This window comes from Streptomyces sp. NPDC006368, assembly GCF_040612535.1.
Classification (GTDB): domain Bacteria; phylum Actinomycetota; class Actinomycetes; order Streptomycetales; family Streptomycetaceae; genus Streptomyces.
Window position 1 is genome coordinate 57,851 of sequence record NZ_JBEXQK010000013.1, and the last position, 20,057, is coordinate 77,907.

The 20,057-nt window shown below is 73.2% G+C and carries 18 protein-coding genes and 1 pseudogene; 4 read left to right on the forward strand and 15 right to left on the reverse strand.

Annotated features, from left to right (window positions below):
* Positions 1 to 7 precede the first annotated feature (7 nt).
* The 5 genes from ABZZ38_RS13025 to ABZZ38_RS13045 all read right to left on the reverse strand — a co-directional run bounded on the left by ABZZ38_RS13025 (position 8) and on the right by ABZZ38_RS13045 (position 5,866).
* Positions 8 to 499: a Pycsar system effector family protein gene (locus tag ABZZ38_RS13025; RefSeq protein ID WP_356738800.1), complete on the reverse strand. Its 492-nt coding sequence runs from the start codon at positions 497 to 499 to the stop codon at positions 8 to 10.
* Positions 496 to 1,881, reverse strand: coding sequence for a hypothetical protein (locus ABZZ38_RS13030; protein WP_356738802.1), 1,386 nt, complete (start codon positions 1,879 to 1,881; stop codon positions 496 to 498). Before ABZZ38_RS13030 ends, ABZZ38_RS13025 begins: the two co-directional genes overlap by 4 nt.
* Positions 1,878 to 4,166: a hypothetical protein gene (locus ABZZ38_RS13035; protein ID WP_356738803.1), complete on the reverse strand. Its 2,289-nt coding sequence runs from the start codon at positions 4,164 to 4,166 to the stop codon at positions 1,878 to 1,880. The genes ABZZ38_RS13030 and ABZZ38_RS13035 overlap by 4 nt, the downstream gene beginning before the upstream one ends.
* Entirely contained in the window at positions 4,163 to 5,008 is an 846-nt protein-coding gene (locus ABZZ38_RS13040; RefSeq protein WP_356738804.1) for a hypothetical protein, read from the reverse strand. The genes ABZZ38_RS13035 and ABZZ38_RS13040 overlap by 4 nt, the downstream gene beginning before the upstream one ends.
* A gap of 138 nt (positions 5,009 to 5,146) precedes the next feature.
* Positions 5,147 to 5,866: a Crp/Fnr family transcriptional regulator gene (locus ABZZ38_RS13045; RefSeq protein WP_356738805.1), complete on the reverse strand. Its 720-nt coding sequence runs from the start codon at positions 5,864 to 5,866 to the stop codon at positions 5,147 to 5,149.
* A 311-nt stretch (positions 5,867 to 6,177) separates the two neighbouring features.
* Here ABZZ38_RS13045 and ABZZ38_RS13050 point away from each other — a divergent pair, with 311 nt between their 5' ends.
* Both ABZZ38_RS13050 and ABZZ38_RS13055 read left to right on the forward strand, forming a co-directional pair.
* Positions 6,178 to 7,635 carry a 3' terminal RNA ribose 2'-O-methyltransferase Hen1 gene (locus tag ABZZ38_RS13050; protein ID WP_356738806.1) on the forward strand — a complete coding sequence of 486 codons (1,458 nt, stop codon included), beginning with the start codon at positions 6,178 to 6,180 and terminating at the stop codon, positions 7,633 to 7,635.
* On the forward strand, positions 7,632 to 10,172 hold the full coding sequence (locus tag ABZZ38_RS13055) for a polynucleotide kinase-phosphatase (RefSeq protein ID WP_356738807.1): 2,541 nt from the start codon (positions 7,632 to 7,634) through the stop codon (positions 10,170 to 10,172). The genes ABZZ38_RS13050 and ABZZ38_RS13055 overlap by 4 nt, the downstream gene beginning before the upstream one ends.
* A gap of 103 nt (positions 10,173 to 10,275) precedes the next feature.
* Here ABZZ38_RS13055 and ABZZ38_RS13060 read toward each other — a convergent pair whose 3' ends face one another.
* Positions 10,276 to 11,199 (reverse strand): LLM class F420-dependent oxidoreductase, encoded by a 924-nt coding sequence (locus tag ABZZ38_RS13060; RefSeq protein WP_356738808.1) that lies wholly within the window; start codon positions 11,197 to 11,199, stop codon positions 10,276 to 10,278.
* A 205-nt stretch (positions 11,200 to 11,404) separates the two neighbouring features.
* On the opposite strand from ABZZ38_RS13060, the gene ABZZ38_RS13065 reads away from it, so the two are divergent.
* Positions 11,405 to 11,590 (forward strand): hypothetical protein, encoded by a 186-nt coding sequence (locus ABZZ38_RS13065; protein ID WP_356738809.1) that lies wholly within the window; start codon positions 11,405 to 11,407, stop codon positions 11,588 to 11,590.
* Positions 11,591 to 11,893: 303 nt separating this feature from the next.
* On the opposite strand, the pseudogene ABZZ38_RS13070 reads toward ABZZ38_RS13065, so the two are convergent.
* From ABZZ38_RS13070 to ABZZ38_RS13105, 8 genes and pseudogenes are all read right to left on the reverse strand, one after another.
* Positions 11,894 to 12,337 (reverse strand): annotated as a pseudogene (locus tag ABZZ38_RS13070) (DUF6099 family protein); the annotation flags it as partial.
* A 125-nt stretch (positions 12,338 to 12,462) separates the two neighbouring features.
* Positions 12,463 to 12,831 (reverse strand): nucleotide pyrophosphohydrolase, encoded by a 369-nt coding sequence (locus ABZZ38_RS13075; protein WP_356738810.1) that lies wholly within the window; start codon positions 12,829 to 12,831, stop codon positions 12,463 to 12,465.
* Entirely contained in the window at positions 12,828 to 14,069 is a 1,242-nt protein-coding gene (locus ABZZ38_RS13080; RefSeq protein ID WP_356738811.1) for an ATP-binding protein, read from the reverse strand. The genes ABZZ38_RS13075 and ABZZ38_RS13080 overlap by 4 nt, the downstream gene beginning before the upstream one ends.
* A 65-nt stretch (positions 14,070 to 14,134) precedes the next feature.
* Entirely contained in the window at positions 14,135 to 14,533 is a 399-nt protein-coding gene (locus tag ABZZ38_RS13085) for a cell division protein SepF (RefSeq protein ID WP_356738812.1), read from the reverse strand.
* 93 nt (positions 14,534 to 14,626) lie between these two features.
* On the reverse strand, positions 14,627 to 14,884 hold the full coding sequence (locus ABZZ38_RS13090) for a hypothetical protein (RefSeq protein WP_356738814.1): 258 nt from the start codon (positions 14,882 to 14,884) through the stop codon (positions 14,627 to 14,629).
* Positions 14,885 to 14,958: 74 nt separating this feature from the next.
* The gene (gene polX, locus ABZZ38_RS13095; RefSeq protein ID WP_356738816.1) at positions 14,959 to 16,689 is read right to left on the reverse strand and encodes a DNA polymerase/3'-5' exonuclease PolX; all 1,731 of its coding nucleotides are present in this window, start codon (positions 16,687 to 16,689) and stop codon (positions 14,959 to 14,961) included.
* Between the two features lie 71 nt (positions 16,690 to 16,760).
* Entirely contained in the window at positions 16,761 to 17,252 is a 492-nt protein-coding gene (locus ABZZ38_RS13100) for a phospholipase (protein ID WP_356738818.1), read from the reverse strand.
* A gap of 203 nt (positions 17,253 to 17,455) precedes the next feature.
* Entirely contained in the window at positions 17,456 to 18,598 is a 1,143-nt protein-coding gene (locus ABZZ38_RS13105; protein ID WP_356738820.1) for an acyl-CoA dehydrogenase family protein, read from the reverse strand.
* Between the two features lie 195 nt (positions 18,599 to 18,793).
* On the opposite strand from ABZZ38_RS13105, the gene ABZZ38_RS13110 reads away from it, so the two are divergent.
* Positions 18,794 to 19,447 (forward strand): ScbR family autoregulator-binding transcription factor, encoded by a 654-nt coding sequence (locus ABZZ38_RS13110; RefSeq protein ID WP_356738822.1) that lies wholly within the window; start codon positions 18,794 to 18,796, stop codon positions 19,445 to 19,447.
* A 166-nt stretch (positions 19,448 to 19,613) separates the two neighbouring features.
* Here the strand turns inward: ABZZ38_RS13110 and ABZZ38_RS13115 are convergent, their stop codons facing one another.
* A complete protein-coding gene (locus ABZZ38_RS13115) occupies positions 19,614 to 20,027 on the reverse strand; it encodes a DUF5997 family protein (protein WP_356738824.1) in 414 nt (137 codons plus the stop codon).
* Positions 20,028 to 20,057 lie beyond the last annotated feature (30 nt).

The following is a 20,057-nucleotide window of genomic DNA, read 5'->3' on the forward strand; positions in this document are numbered from 1 at the left end:
TCGTCTCTCACCACAGTCCACTGAAGAGGGCCAGCAGCGCGCCGAGTGCCAGGGAACAGACACCCATCCGCAGCCACCGGTATTTGGCGGCGAGCACGGCTCCGTGCACGCTCGCCTGGTCCAGGAGCCAGCCGGTGGTGTCCTCGCCCGAGGCGTTCAGCCGGTCCAGCAGGGCGTCCACCGGGGCGCCGGCGGACAGGTCGCGCAGCAGGGTGCGCTCGGCGCCGATCCTGGTGCGCGGCATGACGACCGCGACGAGCATCAGCACCCCGGCGCCCCACAGCGCGCCGCCCGACACGACCAGGGCGAGCCCGGGGCCGTCCGTGGGCAGCGGGGCGCCGTCGCGGGAGAAGAGCACGGCGAGGAAGGCGATCGCCCCGGAGAGGAGGATCGCCGCCTTCGTATCGGCCCTGCCGATGTCCTCGCGGACGGTGACCAGGAGACGCTCCGCCATGAAGCGGACGTCGGCCGGGTCGGGGGGCGCGGCGGGTCCGCTCATTCGTCGTCCCAGTCGTCGAAGTCGGCGCTGGGGCGGGCCGGCCCGGCGGGCCTGTTCCTGTCGCGGCTCCGCTCGGAGGCGGACTCGACGCGGGTCGGTTCGTAGACCTGGTCGTCGGAGCCCTGCCCCCGATCGGGGTCCCGCGCCGGGCCGGGGTCCCGCGCCGGGTCGGGGTCGTCCTCCCAGGGCGGACGGATCGGCTCGCGGCGCCGCGGGGCGTCGTCGGCGGCGGTCTCCCAGGGGTCCGGGGGATCCCACGAGTCCGCGTGGGGCCCCGGGTTCCGGTCCTGCCGCGGGTCCCGGTGGTCCCGTGAGCCGCGGACGTCCTGCGCCTCCCGGTCGTCCCGGGAGTCCGGGCGGTCCCGGCGGTCCCGTGCCCCGGAGGCCTGGTGGGTGTCGGCCGCTTCCAGCGCGCGGCGCGGCCCTCGCGGTCGCGCGGGCGGCAGGACCCGGTCGGCGACCCCGCCCAGTACACCGCCGGTGCTCTCGCGCAGGTGCTCCAGCACCTGGAGCATCGTGTCGTCGATGTCGTGGCGCTCCAGGACACCGGTGTCGATGAGCCGGTTGAACACGGCGAGGAAGTCGGCCTGGCCCTCCCGCTTCTCCTGGAGCAGCTCCCGGCGGATCTGCCACTGCTTGTCGGGATTGGCCGCCATGTGGTGGGCGATCTGCGTGATCTCGCCCTGCCGCAGCAGCCCTTCCAGCTCGCGGGCCCGTTCGGCCACCAGCTCCCGGGCGTAGGCGTCCTTGCGGCGTTCCGCCGCGGCCCTGCGCTGGTCCACGCCCATCTCGACCAGCGTCCGGTCGGCCTCGCCGACCTTGGTCTTGACGTCCTTGTCGAGGTCGAAGAAGACCAGGACGCGGGTCCGCAGGCCGAGGTCGCGCCCCAGGACCAGCCGCCCGTCGCGCAGTTCGTCCCGTACGGCCTCATCGGCGCCCTGCGCCTCGGTGAGGCCGAACCGGCGGGAGACCGCCCGCAGCCCGTCGAGGAGGTCGTCGCGCAGCAGTTCGGCCACGTCCCAGACCCGCTGGGTGGCGACCAGGAAGGGGTCCACGACCTCCCACTGGACGCTCACCGCTACGTCGAAGAAGACGCCGTCGCCGGACGCGGGCAGGGAGAGGTCGAACTTGGTGACGTTACGGCCGAGCAGCACCTCGAAGACGGTGTAGGGCCCGCCGATCAGCGGTTTGCGGTGGTCCTCGCGGCGCTCGGGCCACAGCACGCTGTGGCCGCCGTTGCGGTAGAGCAGGACGGCGGCGAGCTGGCCGCTGTGGCGCTTGTACGGCGGCGGGCACTCCCGCAGCAGCGGGCCCCTGGGCCGCGACTCGCCCTGCTGACCGGGCATCCGGCCGGCGGGTCCGGGTCCGGGTCCGGCGTTCATCGCTGTGCTCCTTCCGCCACGGCGTCCCACATGCGGCCGGCCGCGGTCTTGTCCAGTGGTCGGTCCCGGTCGCGTACGAGGTCCTTCAGCAGGCCGCGCAACCGGTCGCGGTCCCTCGGCCCTTCGGCCAGCAGCGGCAGGAACCCGCACACCAGCCGCAGCGCCTCGGCGTCCTTGGCGGCGCGCCGCAGCAGGCTGCCGAGCCCGTCGAGGGCCGGTGCGCCGGAGCGGGCGGTGGACAGCGCGCGGCGGACCATCACGGCCAGCTCGGGCGCGAGGTGGGGGCGGGTGGCGAGGAGCGCCACGAGCAGCGGCCGGGAGCCGTGCGGTTCGAGGCCGGACACCTCGGTCAGGCCCCACAGGTGCGTCGTGCGCATCGTCAGCGTGCCGATCACGGACAGCAGGACGAGGTCGACGAGTTCGCGGCGTCCGTCCCGCAGCCAGTCGTCCATCCGCGCGGTGACGGTGTGCGGCTCGTCGGTGGCGAGCAGCCGCATCACGCTGAACGACGCCGTGCCGAGCACGTCGGGTTCGCGGGCGCCACCGCCCCGCACCACCGCGCCGAGCGCGTCGACGGAGGCGCGTACCGACCCGGCGGGCAGGGCGTAGCCGTGGGCGAGGACCGCCGTTTCGACGAGCGCGCCGTCGTCGCTCTTCGCCCACTCCTTCAGCAGCGCGACGACGGCCGGCTGCACCTTGGGGTCGCGGGCGGCCTCGGCGAGGGCGGTGGCGGCGGCCATCCTCGGTACGGGGTTGTCGACGGCGGCCATCGGCCGCACGAGCTCGCCGAACCCATAGATCCAGTCCCAGGAGCACAGCACCCCGGCGGCGATGGAGGCGCGCACCCACACCTCGGGGCGCGGGTCGTCGCACAGGGACCGCAGCCAGCGCGAGAGCGGGCCGCGCGCGTTGTGGTAGCCGTGCCAGACCTCGCGGAGCACGGCGGTGGCCAGGGCCTCGCCCTGGAAGCGGATGGTCCGTACGGGGACGCGCGCCGCGCCGAGGTCGATCTCGCCGTCCTCCAGTACGGACCGGGCGACGACGGGCCGGTCCTCGGCGTGGCTGCCGAACAGGCGGCGCCCGACGGGCCGTTCGGGGTCGAGGGTGACGGCCAGCTCCCAGGCGAGCTGCTCGGCGGCCTCGGCGGTCAGGCTGTACGCGGAGCGGTTGAAGACGGCCACGGCGATCCGGAACGCGGCGGCGCCGATCGCCGTCCGCGCCTCGGGCAGTGTGCCGGGCCGGTCGGCGCCCGCGAACCAGGCGCGCGCCTGGGCGCGGACGAACGTGCCGCACGACTCCAGCAGTTGCTCGTCGGTGAGTTCGCCGCGCTGGTGGCGGGCGAGCTGCTCGGCGAGGCGGGCGGCCTCGCGGGGGCGGAGCTCGTCGAGGCCGAGGGCCCGGGTGACGTCCTCGCGCACGGCGAGCGCGCGGGCGCCGGCGAGCGCGCCGTCGGGCTCGCCGCGCAGCAGGACGCGCAGGTGGCGGTGGAGCACCTCGGCCTGGGGCGGCGGCGCGCAGTACACGGCGTACCGTCCCTGGGACAGCCGGTCGGCCAGGTCGCCGCTCTGGACGAGGACGATGCCGTACGCGCCCTTGGCGCGCAGCCGGTCGCTGAGGCCGTCGAGGTGGAGTTCGGTGAGGCGGCTCGGGCGCCGGGCGGGCGTGTCGCGGAGGTCGCCGCGGTGGCGCCGGTCGTGGTCGGAGGGGCTGTCGTCGTCGGGCGGCAGTTCCAGGAGGTGGCCGCACCCGGCGTCGGGGTCGATCTCGTGGACGACGGTGGACGGGTCGAGGCGGGTGACCTTGTCGCCGCTGAGTTCGGACAGCAGGGCGAGGGCCGTGGCGGTGCGACCGCTGCCGGGCTCGCCGCAGAGCACGAGCAGGCCGTTGGTGCGCAGGAGGTGCTTCATCCGCTGGTAGCCGGATGTCTCGCAGTACACCTCGGTGAGGCGTTCCAGGGTGTCCTGGGGGACGGCTCCCCGGACCACGGGTGGCCCGGTGTCGATGCCGAACTGGCTGATGAAGGTGTTGCCTTCGTAGACCTGGCCGTCGCCGTGGAAGTCGTACTGGCGCGCGAAGGTGCGGCGGGCGGCGTGGGCGGTCCCGGCGCCGCCGGTGCCGCCGGAGGCGCCGAGGGGGTTGCGGCCGGCCTGGTCGAAGGGGTTGGCCTCGGGCGGCGGTGTGTCCGTGGCGTCAGGGGCGGGCTTGTCGGAGCCGGGGGGCGGTGCCTGCTCCTTGGGTTCGTCGGGCCTGTCCGCCTGCTGCGGGGCGTCGTCCTGGTCGCTCATGCGCTCTCTCCCCCGTCGCGGTCCTTGCGGATGCCGGTGAAGCCGCCGTGGATCGTGTTGCGTTCGAACACCTGCAGGTCTCCCTGGGCGGTGTACCGGCGGGTGGGTGCCGGACCGGCGGACGGGCCGCTCGCCGCCGGTCCGGCCGTGGGTGGCGGTGGGCCGTCCCCCGTCCTCGGTCCACCGCCACCGGTCCGGGTCGGCCGGTCGCCGCCGTCCTCGCCCGGGTCGCGGCGGCTGTCGCCGCTGTCGCCGTCGAGCGGCGGCGCCGGCCACCTGGGGATGTGGAACCAGGCGGCTTCGTCGGTCTCCTTGTGGTGGACGCGGGCCCGGCGGTAGTGACCGGGTTCCACGTAACGGCCGCCCTCGGAGACGACGTTGTCGTACAACCACTCGGAGACGACCACCAGGAGGTCGGCGTCCCCGGCCGTGGCCATGACCCCCTTGGCGGTCGGGCTGTCGCACAGCCGGCAGGCCAGGTCCACCGCGCGGCCCACGAGCCCCTTGCCGTCGTCGAGGACGAGGCCGGCGTTCATGCCGACCCGCAGCCGCAGCCGCTGGTCCCTGCCGGCGTTGTGTTCGCGCACGCTCTCGTAGAGCGTGTCGATCCACCGGCCGACGACGAGGGTCGGCGGCACGTCGGGGTTGAGCGCGCCGAGGATGCCGTCCCCGCGGTCCTCCTGGTGGACCGCGCCGGGCTCGACGCCGATGGCGGCGTACGCCTCGCCGAACGCCGCGTACATGGCGGCGCGCATCCGCTTCTTCGCGTCGATGCCCAGCGTCCCGGAGCCGCAGGCGTCCCCGAAGACCACCAGTCGGTGAATGGCTCCCGCACTGCTCACTCGGACCCCCTGTGCCGTGATGTCGCGTGTTGTGTCGTGCCGTGTCGTGCCGCGCATCACGTGAAGTGCCGTGTGATGCCCTGTGGCTGTGGTGACGGGACCAGCCTGGCCGCGCGCGGCGGCCCGCGATGTAGCCGTTTACACACCCGGCGGATGTTTCTCCGCGGTCGCCGTCCCCGGCAGCGCCCTGCCCCGGGCGAGCAGCAGCAGTACGGGCATGTCGATGACGACGACTCTGCGCTGGGCGGTGCGGACGACGTTCCGTTCGCGCAGCAGCCGCAGGGCCTTGGCGACCGCCTCCCGGGTGGCGCCTATGGCGGCGGCCAGGTCGTGCTGGGGCAGTTCGATCGCGGTGCCGTCCCCGCCGGGGCGGCCGGCCCGCTCGGCGAGTTCGGCGAGCCGTGCGGCGAGCCGCTGGAGGACGGTGCCGGAGGCGAGCGAGCGGCGCTCGACGTCGGCGCTGCGCAGCCGGGCGCTGAGCTGTCGCATGATCAGGGACGCGGCGTGCGGCCGGGCGGTCAGGAACCGCCGGAACCGGTCGCCCGAGATGGACACCGCCTCCACCCGGCCGAGCGCGGTGACGGTCGCGCTGCGCGGGCCCCGGTCGACGGCGGCCAGGTCGCCGACGACCTCGCCCGCGCCGCGCAGTGCGAGGATGAGCCGGGCCGCGCGGTCGGTCTCGACGGAGACGACGGCCCAGCCGGAGAGCAGGGCGAGCACATAGGCCGTGGTGTCACGCTCCCGGATCATCACCTCGCCGGGCTCGTACGTACGCGGGGCGCCCTCGGCGAGCAGTGACCGGCGGTCCTGCGGAGTGAGGGCTTCCAGAAAGCCGCGATCCTGGCCGAAAAGACTCATCGTTCACCCCCGCGCACCGTTCCCCTCGCCCGTGGTCGGGCTGGCCTTGCCGGGGGGACACCGCCGTCCGTACGTACGTGCAACCGTGCGCCTGTTCGCACCTAACTTGCCTGCGGAGTAACAGAGTTGATGGCGCGTCACTCCATGTGGGTGATGAACGTATGGGCTTGCCGGACCTGCGTCAACACACCGCAGCGAGCGTGAAACGGTGATCCTTCACGTGCGCCCCCGTGCGCCTCCCACGCGCCCCCGGATCACGCGCGGCTGAAATCCCGTGGTGGGTCAGGTCACGCTCGGTGATACTCGGACCTGTGTTCCTGACGATCAGTACGACCGGCACCCCTGAACGCCCCGCCACCGAGCTCGGCTTCCTGCTGCACAAGCATCCGGACAAGGCGCAGGCGTTCTCCACCTCCTACGGCACGGCCCACGTCCTCTACCCCGAGGCGTCCGCCGAGCGCTGCACGGCCGCGCTCCTGCTGGAGGTGGACCCGGTCGCGCTCGTGCGCCGCGGGAAGGGCAAGGGCCGCGGCGGCGCGCCCGACCAGGCGCTCGCGCAGTATGTGAACGACCGCCCGTACGCCGCCTCCTCCCTGCTCGCCGTCGCCCTCGGCAACGTGTTCTCCAGCGCGCTGAAGGGGCAGTGCGCCGCCCGCCCGCATCTGGTCGGGCAGCCGCTGCCGCTGCGCGTCGAGGTGGCGGCGCTGCCGGCGCGCGGCGGCGCCGACCTGGTGCGCGCGCTGTTCGAGCCGCTGGGCTGGGCGGTGACGGCGGACCCGATCGCGCTGGACGAGCGGTTCCCCGAGTGGGGCGACTCGCGGTACGTACGGCTGGTCCTGGAGGGCGACCAGCGGCTCTCCGACGCGCTGCGGCACCTGTACGTGCTGCTGCCCGTGCTGGACGACGCCAAGCACTACTGGGTGTCCCCCGACGAGGTCGACAAGCTGCTGCGGGTCGGCGAGGGCTGGCTGCCCGAGCACCCCGAGCACAAGCTGATCACCAGCCGCTATCTGGCCCGCCGCTGGTCGCTGACGCGCGAGGCCATGGAGCGGATCGAACTGGCGCGGCTGGCCGCGGCGGACGACAGCGACGTCGAGGAGATCGACAACGCCGTCGACGAGACCACCGACACCGAGGAGAAGCCGGTCCCGCTGGCGGTCCGGCGGCGCGAGGCGATCATCGAGGCGCTGCGCGCCGCGGGGGCGAGCCGGGTGCTCGACCTCGGTTGCGGGCAGGGCCAGTTGGTGCGGGAGCTGCTCAAGGACCCCCGCTTCACCGAGATCGTCGGTGTCGACGTGTCGATGCGGGCGCTGTCCCTGGCCGCGCGGCGGCTGCGGATCGAGCGCATGGGCGAGCGGCAGGCGGAGCGCGTGACGCTCCTGCAGGGCTCGCTCGCGTACACCGACAAACGGCTCAAGGGGTACGACGCGGCGGTGCTCAGCGAGGTCATCGAGCACCTGGACCTGCCGCGGCTGCCCGCGCTGGAGTACGCCGTCTTCGGCGCCGCCCGGCCCGGCACCGTGCTCGTGACCACGCCGAACGTCGAGTACAACGTGCGCTGGGAGTCCCTCCCGGCCGGGCACGCGCGCCACGGCGACCACCGGTTCGAGTGGACGCGCGAGGAGTTCCGCGCCTGGGCCCGGGCCGTCGCCGAACGACACGGGTACGGAGTGGAGTTCGCCCCCGTCGGGCCCGAGGACCCCGAGGTGGGTCCGCCGACGCAGATGGCCGTGTTCACCCTGGCCGCACACGAGGAGAAGGCCGCATGACCACCGTGACCACACCCCGCAGGCTCCCGGTCACCGACCTGTCCCTCGTCGTGCTCATCGGCGCCACGGGCTCGGGCAAGTCGACCTTCGCGCGCAGGCACTTCAAGCCGACCGAGATCATCTCCTCGGACTTCTGCCGCGGACTGGTCGCCGACGACGAGAACGACCAGAGCGCGAGCCGCGACGCCTTCGACGTCCTGCACCACATCGCGGGCAAGCGGCTCGCGGCCGGCCGGCTGACCGTCGTCGACGCCACGAGCGTGCAGCAGGAGAGCCGCCGGCAGCTGGTACGGCTGGCGCGCGAACACGACGTGCTGCCCATCGCCATCGTCCTCGACCTGCCGGAGGAGGTGTGCGCCGAACGCAACGCGACCCGCCCCGACCGGGCCGGCATGCCCCGTCATGTCATCCAGCGCCACCGCCGCGAGCTGCGCCGCTCGCTGCGCGGCCTGGAGCGTGAGGGCTTCCGCAAGGTGCACGTGCTGCGCAGCGTGGAGGAGGTCGAGGCGGCCGAGGTCGTCCTGGAGAAACGGTTCAACGACCTGCGCCACCTGACCGGTCCGTTCGACATCATCGGCGACATCCACGGCTGCTCCTCGGAGCTGGAGACGCTGCTCGCCACGCTGGGGTACGAGAACGGGGCCCACCCCGAAGGGCGTACGGCGGTCTTCGTCGGCGACCTCGTCGACCGCGGCCCCGACAGCCCGGGCGTGCTGCGCCGCGTGATGGGCATGGTGGCGTCCGGGAACGCGCTGTGCGTGTCCGGCAACCACGAGAACAAGCTCGGCCGCTGGCTCAAGGGAAGGAACGTCCAGCACACGCACGGCCTCGCCGAGACGATCGCGCAGCTGGAGGGCGAGAGCGAGGAGTTCCGCGCGCGGGTGCGGGAGTTCATCGACGGGCTCGTCAGCCACTACGTCCTCGACGAGGGCAGGCTCGTCGTCTGCCACGCGGGCCTCCCGGAGAAGTACCACGGCCGCACCTCGGGACGGGTGCGCTCGCACGCGCTGTACGGCGACACGACCGGCGAGACCGACGAGTTCGGGCTGCCCGTGCGCTACCCGTGGGCCGAGGAATACCGGGGCCGCGCCGCGGTCGTCTACGGCCACACGCCCGTGCCGAACACCACCTGGATCAACAACACCATCTGCCTCGACACCGGAGCGGTGTTCGGCGGGAAGATGACCGCGCTGCGCTGGCCCGAGCGGGAGCTCGTCGACGTACCGGCCGAGAAGGTCTGGTACGAACCGGTGCGGCCTCTCACCACGGAGGCGCCGGGCGGCCACCAGGGCCGGCCGCTCGACCTGGCCGACGTGCGCGGGCGGCGCGTCGTGGAGACGCGGCACGCGGGCAACGTGGGCGTGCGCGAGGAGAACGCCGCGGCGGCGCTGGAGGTCATGAGCCGCTTCGCCGTCGACCCGCGGCTCGTGCCGTACCTGCCGCCGACCATGGCGCCCACCGCGACGTCCCGCCGCGACGGGTTCCTGGAACACCCGGCCGAGGCCTTCGCCGCCTACGCCGCCGACGGCGTCGAACGGGTCGTGTGCGAGGAGAAGCACATGGGGTCGCGCGCCGTCGCCCTGGTGTGCCGGGACGCGGACGTGGCACGGGAGCGCTTCGGCGCGGAAGGAGTCACCGGCTCCCTCTACACCCGCACCGGGCGGCCGTTCTTCGACGACGCGGCCGTCACCGAGGAGATCCTCGGGCGGCTGCGCGCCGCGACGACGGCGGCCGGCCTGTGGGACGAGCTGGAGACCGACTGGCTGCTGCTGGACGCCGAGCTGATGCCCTGGTCCCTCAAGGCGTCAGGATTGCTGCGCGGCCAGTACGCGGCGGTGGGCGCCGCCGCGTCCGCCGCGTTCCCCGCCGCCCTCGCGGCGCTCGAAGCCGCCGCCGCGCGGGGCGTCGAGGTCGGCGACCTGCCGGCCCGGCAGCGCGAACGGGCAGCGGACGCCGCCGCCTTCACGGACGCGTACCGCCGCTACTGCTGGACCACCGACGGCCTGGACGGCGTCCGGCTGGCACCGTTCCAGATCCTCGCCGCGCGGGGCCGCAGCCTCGCCGCGCTTCCGCACGACGAGCAACTGGCTCTCATCGACCGCATGGTGGAGCACGACGCCACCGGTCTGCTGCACACCACGCGCCGTCTGTACGTCGACACCGGCGACGAGGCGTCGGTGGACGCCGGTGTCGACTGGTGGCTGGAGATGACCGGCCGCGGCGGCGAGGGCATGGTGGTCAAGCCGCTGCGGGCGCTCACCCGTGACGGCAAGGGCCGCCTGGTCCAGCCCGGCATCAAGTGCCGCGGCCGTGAGTACCTGCGGATCATCTACGGTCCCGAGTACACCCGGCCCGACAACCTCGAGCGCCTGCGCAACCGGTTCCTCGCCCACAAGCGCTCCCTGGCGCTGCGCGAGTACGCCCTCGGCCTGGAGGCCCTCGACCGCCTGGCCGGCGGCGAGCCGCTGTGGCGCGTCCACGAGGCGGTCTTCGCGGTCCTCGCCCTGGAGTCGGAACCGGTCGACCCCCGCCTGTAGTCGCCGCTCCCCGGGGCCCTCCCGCGGGCCCCGGGGCAAGGGCGGGGGCCCCGGGGCAAGGGCGGGGGCCCTGTGGGAGGCAGGCCCCCGCGCGCCCCGGCGGTCAGGAGAGCTGGGACTGGACCTGGGACGCGATCAGCTCCAGATGGTCCAGGTCGGACAGGTCCAACATCTGGAGGTAGACGCGGGACGAGCCCACCGCGGCATAGCGGCCGATCTTGTCGACGACCTCGGCGGGGGAGCCCGCGAGGCCGTTCTCCTTCAGCTCGTCCACCTCCCTGCCGATCGCCGCCGCACGACGCGCCACCTCGGCGTCGTCCTTGCCCACGCAGACCACCAGGGCGTTGGAGTACACCAGGTCGTCCGCCGCGCGCCCGGCCGCCTCCGCCGCCGCCCGGACCCGGCCGAACTGCCGCTCGGTGTCCTCCACCGAGGAGAACGGCATGTTGAACTCGTCGGCGTACGTCCCGGCCAGCCGCGGCGTGCGCGTGGCGCCGTGGCCGCCGATCAGCACCGGCACCTTGGCCTGGGCCGGCTTCGGAAGCGCGGGCGAGTCGGTCAGCCGGTAGTACTCGCCCTCGTACGAGAAGGTCTTGCCGGCCTCCGTACCCCACAGCCCCGTGACGATCGCCAACTGCTCCTCGAGGCGGGCGAACTTCTCCTTGGGGAAGGGGATGCCGTAGGCCCGGTGCTCCTCCTCGTACCAGCCGGCGCCCAGCCCGAGTTCGACCCGGCCGCCCGACATCCGGTCCACCTGCGCCACCTGGATGGCGAGCACGCCCGGCAGCCGGAACGTCGCCGCGGTCATGAGCGTCCCGAGCCTGATGCGCTTGGTCTCACGAGCCAGACCGGCCAGGGTGATCCAGGCGTCGGTCGGGCCGGGCAGGCCGTCCACGTCGCCCATGTGCAGATAGTGGTCCGAGCGGAAAAAGGCGTCGAAGCCGAGGTCCTCGGTGGCCTTGGCCACGGTCAACAGGGTGTCGTAACCGGCCCCTTGCTGGGGCTCGGTGAAGATGCGCAGTTCCATGCCTCCATCCTGCCCTGTCGAACGGACGTCACGGCGCGGGCCCGCCCGGGTGAGGATCGCCGGGCCCGGTGACCGCCGGCCGGTGCCTGTCGTTGGCTCGGCTGGAGCCGGACCACCCGGCCCGCGTGCCGGCGGGAGCTGTCGGCGCGTCGTTCTCCCATGTGGTCCTGCCCCGGCGGGGAGGGACTGGGCCGAGGACGCCGCCATGTCGCGGGAAGCCATGGCGGAACAACTGGGCGCCGGCGCCCCGCAGGGTCTGCTGCGACAGATGGAGGAGTTGATGGCGGCGCTCACCGCCGACCTCTCGCGGCTCGACGCCGACCTCCACTCCACAACCGACAGCACCCGCACCCCCACCGACGGCTCCGCCCCAAAGGGCCCGGCCACCTGACGTCTCCGCCCGACCCGGTCCCGCTCGGTTCCCCGGTCAGGGCGGTCCCGCCGTCGAGTCCGCGGGGTCCGGTCTGGCGGTCAGTCCGGTCAGATTCGAGAGGTCAGCCGAGAGGTCTGCCGAGAGGTCTGCCGCCAGCTCAGCCAGGTCCGTCAGGTCCGTCAGGTCCGCTGTCGGATCCGTCGGGAGGGGTGCCGGGACAGCGGCCGGGACAGGGGCCGGTCCAGCGTCGGGGGCCCTCCTGTCGGGTATGTCCCGCCGGTCGACACGGAGGTCACGGTCGCGTTCCGCGCCGGACGGTCTGTCGCGCTGCCGCTCCGACAGCCGGCGCAGCATGGCGCGCACCCGGTCGCTCGACTCGTCGGCCGCGTCGATCGCCTCGATGCACTGCCAGTACAGCCCTTCCTCGTCGGTGGCGCAGGCCACGCCGACGAGCGCCATGCCCACCTCCCCCAACAGCGCGCCGAGCCCCAGTAACACGCCGCGCACATCCGTGATCCCCGTCAGCCGCGTGGCCCGCAGGCCACCGCGCAGCGCCGGGTGGTCGGGCACGGTGCCGCCTCGTCCGCCGATCTCCCCCAGGCCGCGCGCCTCATTCCGGAGCTCCGCCGGTCCGCAGAGCGCCAGATGGTTCCCGATGGCCTGCGCCAGCGCCTGCGCCTGCCACGCCTCCGCCACGATGTCGAGCGCCACCCGGCTCTCCGCCAGGGCACCCCGGCCGGTCGCGATGAGTCGTTCCGCATCCATGTCCGCCGCCCCCGTTCATATGACTTTCCGCCCACAGGTTCATTACCCAGAGTGAAGCCGAATGGACCAAAAAGCCAGGGGAATTCGGAAATCTGTGGACAGGAAGCTCAGTGTGCATAACTCGATCACTCCGGAGAGTGACGATCCTTGCGTGCGGCGCGGCCCGGCGGCCGTCCCACGGGGAAGCGGAGCTCGTTCCGGTCGATCTTCGCGGAGAGCGCGGCCAGCGGATCGACGCCCAGCACGCCGCAGAACTGCAGCAGGTACGCGAGCACGTCCGCCACCTCGTCCTCGACGCGGTGCGCCGTCTCCGGCTCCTCCATCACCCGCGCCGCTTCCTCCGGCGTCAACCACTGGAAGATCTCCAGCAGTTCGGCCGCCTCGACGCTCAGCGCCGTGGCCAGGTTCTTCGGCGTGTGGTACGGCTGCCACTCCCGTGACGCCGCGAACTCGGCCAGCCTGCGCTGCAATCCCCGTACATCCAGTTCTGTCACGCCCTCAGGTCTACCACCGTCACCCCCTCCCGCCCGCGGGCGGCCCGCGCCCCCGTCTCACCGACCGCCCCCACCAGCCGCATGTGGCCGTCCGCGCAGATGCCCGCGGCCAGTTCCACCAGTTCGCGGGCCTGTCGCCGGTCCAGGTCCCGGTCGAAGCCGTCCGCGAGGACGGTGAGCGTCTGCATGGCGTCGGGCACCTCCGCCGCCTGATCCATGGCGAGCACGCCGGGCCCGGTGAGCAGCACCAGGGCGAGCGCGAGGTAGCGCAACTCCCCCTCCCCGAGCCGCTCCAGCGGCGATCCGGCGCCCGCTGCGCCACCGCCCGGTGCGCCGGTGCCCCGGTCGAGCACCGCCCGCACCGTCCCGTCCGCGAGTTCCTCGACGCCCACGTCCCGTACGGGTCCCGCGCACCCCGCGCGGGCGACGGCCGCCAGCCGGGCGTGGCGCCGCGCGCAGTCGGCGCGCGTGCGGTGCAGCACCTCCGCGAGGTTGTCGCAGCCGCGCCTCAGCCGCCCCTCCCCCGCCGCCACCGGCGCCCGCATCCGCTGCGGCTGCGGGTCGCAGGGGAAGACGGACCGCAGCGCCACGACGACCTGTTCGGCGGCGGCCAGCACCCGGCGCTGGCCCTCCGTCCGGCCGGCCACCCGCAGCGGCAGCAGCGCCGTGGCGAGCCGGTCGTCGGGCAGCGGCGCCCGGGTCACCGGGACCAGGCCGGCCGTGTGCCACTCGGCCTGCACGGTGCGCCGGCGCGGGTCGCGCAGGGCGGTGGTCAGCAGCGTCCGCCCGTCGCCGTCCGTCAGCCGCTCCCCCACGATGCGCAATTCGGGCTCCGCCTGGATCGCGAGGTCGAGGCGGACGGGTCCGGCCGGGCCGTCGACGGTGCAGCCGATCCGGAAGCCCCGGCGGCCCTGGGCGTCGGCCGCCGCGCGCTCGGGCACGCAGGCGGACGGGTCCGGGAACGCCCGGTCGAGCGCGGCGCCCGCGCCCAGCGACGCCAGCGCCTCGTACGCCTGTAACGCGCTCGTCTTGCCGCTGCCGCTCGCCCCGGTGAAGAGCGTGACGGGGCCGAGCGGGAAGACCGCCCTGCGGTGCCTCTTGAAGGTGGAGAGCCGCAGTTCGGTGAGCACGGGCCGGGCGGGACGAACAGCGTCGGCCGGAGCGGCGTCGTCGGCGGGGTCGACGAAATGAGCGGAACCGGTGGGGTGAGCGGGGCCCGTGGGGCCGGTCGAGTCCATGGCCGGACCGTACGGTCACGCGCCGGCGCCGGCCCCCGCCGAACCGTTCCGCCCGAACAGCCTTCCTACGAATGAGGGACAGCCGCCGCCGCGGCTCCCTCGACCTCCGTGCCCACCGGCGCCAGCAGGAAGACGTTGCGGTCGACGCGGTGCATGCCGCTGCCGAGCCCGAAGACCACCCCGCTGCTGAAGTCCAGGACCCGCTTGGCGACTTCGGTGTCGGCGCCGGTGAGGTCCAGCAGCACCGGGATCTGCGCGATCAGGTATTCGGCCACCTCACGCGCGTCCGCGAAGACCTGCACGCGCAGTACGACCATGCGGCGCTGCTCGGCGGCCTCGTAGTCCTGCGGGATCGTACGGTGGTCGATCCTGGACGGCCACTCGTTGCGCCCCCGAAGCGGGACTACCTGGGCCAGGCCTTCCCACTGTTCGTCGGTGACGTCGTACCTCTCGTACCTACTCATACGCCTATCCTCGCCCGCCTCACCCGTTCGGCCCAACTGCGACACGAGGGAGCCGAGCGAGAGCGGACGGGGCCTGTTCCTGGTGGCCGACCGCTACCGGCCGTCGCCGGCCTCGACACGGGCCTGCTCGACGAGTTCGGCGTACGCCTCGCCGTCGGGGAGGTCCGTCGCGTGGAGCAGCATCACGGACCACGGGATGGGGCAGGGCGGGGCGTGGTCGGGATCCGGGCACAGCAGCCTGGTGATGGCTTCCTTGACCTCTTCGGCCTGCTTCTCCGTCGCGTGGATTCCCAGCCGCACTTCCCAGACACTCGCGCCGTCGGACATCGCACACCCGTTTTCCGTGGTCAAGTGGTGCAGGGTTTTCGACGCTACCAGACACTCCTCGCCCCACCATGGCGCGCGTGGATCAACGCCGTTCACCCTTACGCGACGGCGGCGCCCTGTCGCAGGAAGCGGCGCAGCCTGGTCAGCGGCCAGGTGTTGATGACGTCGTCGGGGGTGAGCCAGCCGCGCTGGGCCGTGCCGACGCCGTAGCGCATGTACGGCAGGTGGGGTACGGCGTGCGCGTCGGAGTTCACGGCGAACTTCACGCCGTACCGTTTCGCGCGCAGGATGTCCTCGTCGCACAGGTCGAGGCGGTCGGGGTGCGCGTTGATCTCCAGCGCGGTGCCGGTGCGGGCGCAGGCTTCGAAAACCGCGTCGAAGTCGGCGTCGAGCCCCGGTCGTTTGCCGAGCAGCCGGGTGGTGGGGTGGCCGAGGACGGTGACGTGCGGGTTCTCGCAGGCGCGTACGAGGCGACGGGTCAGGGCCTGCCGGCTCTGGTTGAAGTGGGAGTGGACGGAGGCCACGCACAGGTCGAAGGTCGCCAGGAAGTCGTCGGGCCAGTCCACCGTGCCGTCCGGGCCGATGTTGAGCTCGGTGCCGTGCAGCAGCCGCATCCCGCCGTGGGCGCGGTCCAGCCGCCGTACGCGCTCTCGCTGGGCGAGGATCTTCTCCTTGGTCATGCGCTGCATGGCGAGGTCCGGGGCGTGGTCGGTGACGGCGTAGTAGGCGTAGCCGAGGCCGGCCGCCGCGGCGACCATCTCCTCCAGCGGGGCGAGGCCGTCGGTGAGGTCGGTGTGGGTGTGCAGGTCACCCTTGATGTCGCTCGGCCGGAGGAGGTCGGGGAGCTCGCCCCGCAGGCCTGCGGCGATCTCGCCGCGGTCCTCGCGCAGGGTGGGCGGGATCCAGGGCAGGCCGAGACGGGCGTAGATGTCCTCCTCCGTCTCGGAGGTGATCCTCTTGCCGCTCGCGGCGTGGAAGAGACCGTACTCGGAGAGCTTGAGCTTGTGGCGCACGGCGATCTCGCGGGTGCGGATGTTGTGCGCCTTGGAGCCGGTGAAGTACTGGAGCCCGGCGCCCCAGGAGTCGGGGGGCAGCACGCGGACGTCGATCCGGAGGCCCTTGGTCGTGCGGATGGAGGTCTTCTTCCCGCCGTGCGCGATGATCTCGGCGGTGTACGGGAGCGTGCCGAGGGCCTCCATGACCGGCGCGGAGCGGGTCGCGGCCACGAGGATGTCGATGTCGCCGATGGTCTCCCGCATACGGCGCAGTGACCCGGCGTAGCAGCACCTCTCACAGCCCGTGATGCCGGACAGCTCGGCGACGATCTGCTCGGCGGTGTCCATGGCGGCGTCGAGGAGGATCCGGTCGCCCGCCTTCCGCATCAGGGAGATGCCGTGGAGGATGTTCGCCTCGGTCTTCTCGCCGAACCCCTTCAGGTCGCGCAGCCGCTCCTGGTGGATGGCGTCGAGCAGCTGGTCGACGGAGGAGATGCCGAGCTCCTCGTGGAGCACCATGGCCTTCCTGGGGCCGAGCATGGGGATGGAGATCAGCTCACGGACGCCGGCCGGGATGGCGTCGCGCCGCTCCTCGATGGCGGAGACGTGTCCGGATTCCAGGAATTCGGCGATCTTGCGGGCGATGGACGCGCCGACGTTGGGGATGTCGCGCAGTTGCCGGGCGTCGAGCGTGGAGACGTCCGCGTGGTAGCCGCCGACCGCGCGGGCGGCCTTTTCGTAGGCGCGCGCCTTGAAGGCGTCGCCTCCGGTGATCGCGATGAGGTCGGCGTACTCCTGGAGCAGGGCCCGGATCTCCTCGTTGGTTCGGACCATGTCTCCAGGATGCTCCGGACCCGCCGGGTGGCGCATGCGCGGCGGGCCGGGGGGTGCGCGGGTGCCGGGTGTCAGGTGCGGACGACGGAGGTGTCGTCCACGATCGGGGACCTGCCGAAGATGACGACGGCTTGGTAGTAGGTCCAGGCCGTGCTGTCGCACGTGGCGCGCGTCGAGCCGGTGTAGGTCGCGCAGACGTGGCTCATGTCGGCGTGGAAGGCCCGGTCCAGCCTGGGCTTGTGGACGGGGAAGGCGCCGAGCGCCTTGTAGTTGCGGTAGCCGAAGTCGTGCCGCGCGCAGGCGTGCTTGAAGGGGAACCCGAGCGGGTTGTCGGGCGAGTTGGAGCAGTAGTCGGTCGACCAGTCGAAGCCGTAGGCGCTCCACGCCGTCTGGTTCCTCCGGGCGGCGTACCAGGCGCGGTAGCTGCTCACGTCGGTCTGTGTCCACGAGGCGAGCACGCGCTCCCTGTCCGCCGGGGCCGCCGTCGCCTCGTCGGCCGGGAGGAGGGCGGTGGGCAGCGCGAGGGCGAGCGCGGCCAGCGGGGCGGTGAAGCGACGGCGCATGCGTGACCTCCGGGCGAGGGGGTGCGGTGAACCCGGGAGAATCGGGGTTGACCACAGCATGCGCGGCACGGCCGAAACCTATGCCTCGGTGGCGAGTTGACGCCAGGTCAGAAAACTGCAAACCCGCGGAGTTGACGCCGCCCCACCGCACCGGTACCGGGCGCCGCCGCCCCCGGCGCGCCGCTCGGGGCGGCGTGGTGGGATCAGCCGGCCAGCGTTTCCCGCGCGTACGCCGCCGCGGCCGGCGCGAGCTGGACCGCCGCGTGTGCGGCCACGGCGTGGATGTCCCGCCAGAAGCGCTGGAGGTCGCAGGTGTGGCTCTGGGCGCGGGCTCCGGCGCTGCGGTAGAGGCGGTCGGTGGCGGTGGTGAGCCAGTCGACGGCCATCGCGGCGTCCCGCATGTTGACCGCCACGGGAAGATCGCCGAGGGGCGCGTGGTCGGCCCGGTGGGCGGCGCGCTCCAGGAGGAGTTGGGCGGCGTCGATCTCGGCGGAGGAGCGGGCCAGCACGTCCTGGAAGGTGCCGTCGTGGAGGGCGGGCCGGCCGTCGGCCGCGGTACGGGCGCGGGTGAGCGCGGTCCAGGAGCGCAGCGCCCCCCGCGCGGCGCCGAGGGCGGGTGCGGCGAAGATGAGCGAGGCGACGAGCGTGTACGGGATGCGGTGGCAGCGGGCGGCGTCGGTGGCGCGCAGACCGGCCGCCACGGTGTCGAGGTCGACGGTGCGGTGGTCGGGCACGAAGGCCTCGTCCACGGTGACGCTGTGGCTTCCGGTGCCGCGCAGGCCGGCGTTGTTCCAGGTGTCCTCGACGCGGATGTCCCGGCGGGGCAGAACGAGGACGCGCCGGCTCGGTCCGTCGTCGGTGTGCTCCAGGGACGTCAGGAGTATCCACGCGGCGTGGTCGACGGCGCTGGCGAGGTTCCAGCGCCCCGACAGGCGCCATCCGCCGGCGCTCCGGGTGAGGGTTCCGGCGGGGGGTACGACGGCGGCGGCGATGGGCACGTCGGGGCCGGCGCCCCACAGGTCGTGCAGCGCCTGAGCGGGCAGGTGGGCGGCGAGGCGCCCGTGCGCGGCCAGCAGCGCGGCACACCAGGCCGCGGAGGTGCACCGCTCGCCCACGAGGGCGACCGCTTCGAGGAGGTCGGTGAACGTGCCGGTGGCCCCGCCGAAGCGCCGTGGGACGAAGTGGCGCGGGAATCCGGCGTCGACGAGCGCGGTGACCGTCTCCGTGTGGAGCGTGCGCGCGTCCTCGGCGTCCGCCGCCCGGGCCGAGGCCTCGGCCGCGGCGCGGTGGGCCCAGTGGTGTCCGGGACGGACGGCGTCGGAGGCGGCACCTGTGGCGACGGACATGAAGGGCCCTCAATTTCCGGTCAACATCGGTTCATTGCAAAAGTCGCCACGCGCGCTTCCCCGGTACCGGGCGCGGGCCCGGGTGGCCGGAAACCGCATACGGCGATCGGAAAATATACCTTCACGACGGTATATTGCGAGGGGAGGGACAGGAACCTCATGGATTCCGATTTCCCGGAACAAGGAGGCGCGGGGATGGACCACTCGAATACGGCGACGGAAGCGAAGCGCCCGTCCATCTCGGTGCCGGTGGACAAGGAGCCCAAGCAGGAACGGTCCCGGCGCACCAAGCAGCTCATCCTCGACGTCGCCGCCGCCGTATTCGCCGAGGAGGGATATCCGGCGGTGTCGCTCCAGGCCGTCGCCGAGCGCGCCTCACTGACCAAGGGCGCCGTGTATTTCCATTTCGGCAACAAGGAGGCGCTCGCCACGGCCGTCGTCCAGGAGCACTACAACCGGTGGCAGCCCATCGTGGAGCGGGTGCGGACGCAGCGGGTCAGCCCGCTGGAGAGGCTGCTGGCGGTCATGGACGGTACGGCCGAGGCCTTCGCCTCCGACCGTATGGTCCAGGCGGGCGCGCGCCTCCAGATCGAGCGGTCCCTGATCGCGGCGAACCTGCCCCGGCCGTTCGTGGGCTGGGAGGCCACGCTGGCCGAGCTGATCGAGGACGCGCGCGAGGCGGGCCAGCTGCGCGCGGACACGGACCCGGCCGCGCTGGCCCGCGTCATCGTCTCCGCGTTCTTCGGCATGCAGCACATCTCGGACGTCCTGAGCGGGCGCGCGGACCTCATGCAGCGCTACGCCGAGATGCGGGACGTCCTCTTCAAGGGGTTCATCACGACCCCTTGAGCCGGCGTGTCCCCATGACGTGCCGAGGGCTCCGCCGGCCTGCCCCGGATCCTGGCGATCCCGATCCTGGTCGTGGTCCTGACCGGCCCGGTCTCGGGCCCGTCCCGGTCCTGCTTCCCCGAGGGCCGTGCCCGGCGCGCGCCGCCCCGGGGCGGCGGGGCGGGGGTCAGCGACCGCTGTCGGCGCCCTCCGCGCGCTTGGCCTTGATCCGCGCGGCTTCCTTCCGCACCTCGGCCTGGGTGGCGCGTTCCTTCTGGAGCCACTCCGGAGCCTGCTGCTTCAGCGCTTCGATCTGCTCCGTGGTCAGCGGTTCGGTGATCCCGCCACGGGCGAGGCCCGAGATCGAGATGCCCAGCTTCGCCGCGACCACGGGCCGCGGGTGGGGGCCGTCGCGCCGCAGCTCCCGCAGCCACTCCGGCGGATCGGCCTGCAGGGCGCTCAGCTCGTCGCGGGTGACGACACCCTCCTGGAACTCCGCGGGGGTGGCTTCGAGGTACACACCCAGCTTCTTCGCCGCAGTCGCGGGCTTCATGGTCTGGGTGCTCTGGTGCGACGTCATGACGTCAAGGATATCGAGCATGTGCACCACCTCTGACCACGCCCGGTAACC

Bases quoted from the DNA above. Each gene is read 5' to 3' on its own strand.
- ABZZ38_RS13080 (WP_356738811.1), bottom strand. From the start codon at position 14,069: ATGGACTCGACCGGCCCCACGGGCCCCGCTCACCCCACCGGTTCCGCT.
- ABZZ38_RS13105 (WP_356738820.1), bottom strand. From the start codon at position 18,598: ATGTCCGTCGCCACAGGTGCCGCCTCCGACGCCGTCCGTCCCGGACAC.
- ABZZ38_RS13115 (WP_356738824.1), bottom strand. From the start codon at position 20,027: ATGCTCGATATCCTTGACGTCATGACGTCGCACCAGAGCACCCAGACC.
- ABZZ38_RS13025 (WP_356738800.1), bottom strand. From the start codon at position 499: ATGAGCGGACCCGCCGCGCCCCCCGACCCGGCCGACGTCCGCTTCATG.
- ABZZ38_RS13045 (WP_356738805.1), bottom strand. From the start codon at position 5,866: ATGAGTCTTTTCGGCCAGGATCGCGGCTTTCTGGAAGCCCTCACTCCG.
- ABZZ38_RS13030 (WP_356738802.1), bottom strand. From the start codon at position 1,881: ATGAACGCCGGACCCGGACCCGGACCCGCCGGCCGGATGCCCGGTCAG.
- polX (WP_356738816.1), bottom strand. From the start codon at position 16,689: ATGGTCCGAACCAACGAGGAGATCCGGGCCCTGCTCCAGGAGTACGCC.
- ABZZ38_RS13035 (WP_356738803.1), bottom strand. From the start codon at position 4,166: ATGAGCGACCAGGACGACGCCCCGCAGCAGGCGGACAGGCCCGACGAA.
- ABZZ38_RS13085 (WP_356738812.1), bottom strand. From the start codon at position 14,533: ATGAGTAGGTACGAGAGGTACGACGTCACCGACGAACAGTGGGAAGGC.
- ABZZ38_RS13110 (WP_356738822.1), top strand. From the start codon at position 18,794: ATGGACCACTCGAATACGGCGACGGAAGCGAAGCGCCCGTCCATCTCG.
- ABZZ38_RS13065 (WP_356738809.1), top strand. From the start codon at position 11,405: ATGTCGCGGGAAGCCATGGCGGAACAACTGGGCGCCGGCGCCCCGCAG.
- ABZZ38_RS13100 (WP_356738818.1), bottom strand. From the start codon at position 17,252: ATGCGCCGTCGCTTCACCGCCCCGCTGGCCGCGCTCGCCCTCGCGCTG.
- ABZZ38_RS13055 (WP_356738807.1), top strand. From the start codon at position 7,632: ATGACCACCGTGACCACACCCCGCAGGCTCCCGGTCACCGACCTGTCC.
- ABZZ38_RS13060 (WP_356738808.1), bottom strand. From the start codon at position 11,199: ATGGAACTGCGCATCTTCACCGAGCCCCAGCAAGGGGCCGGTTACGAC.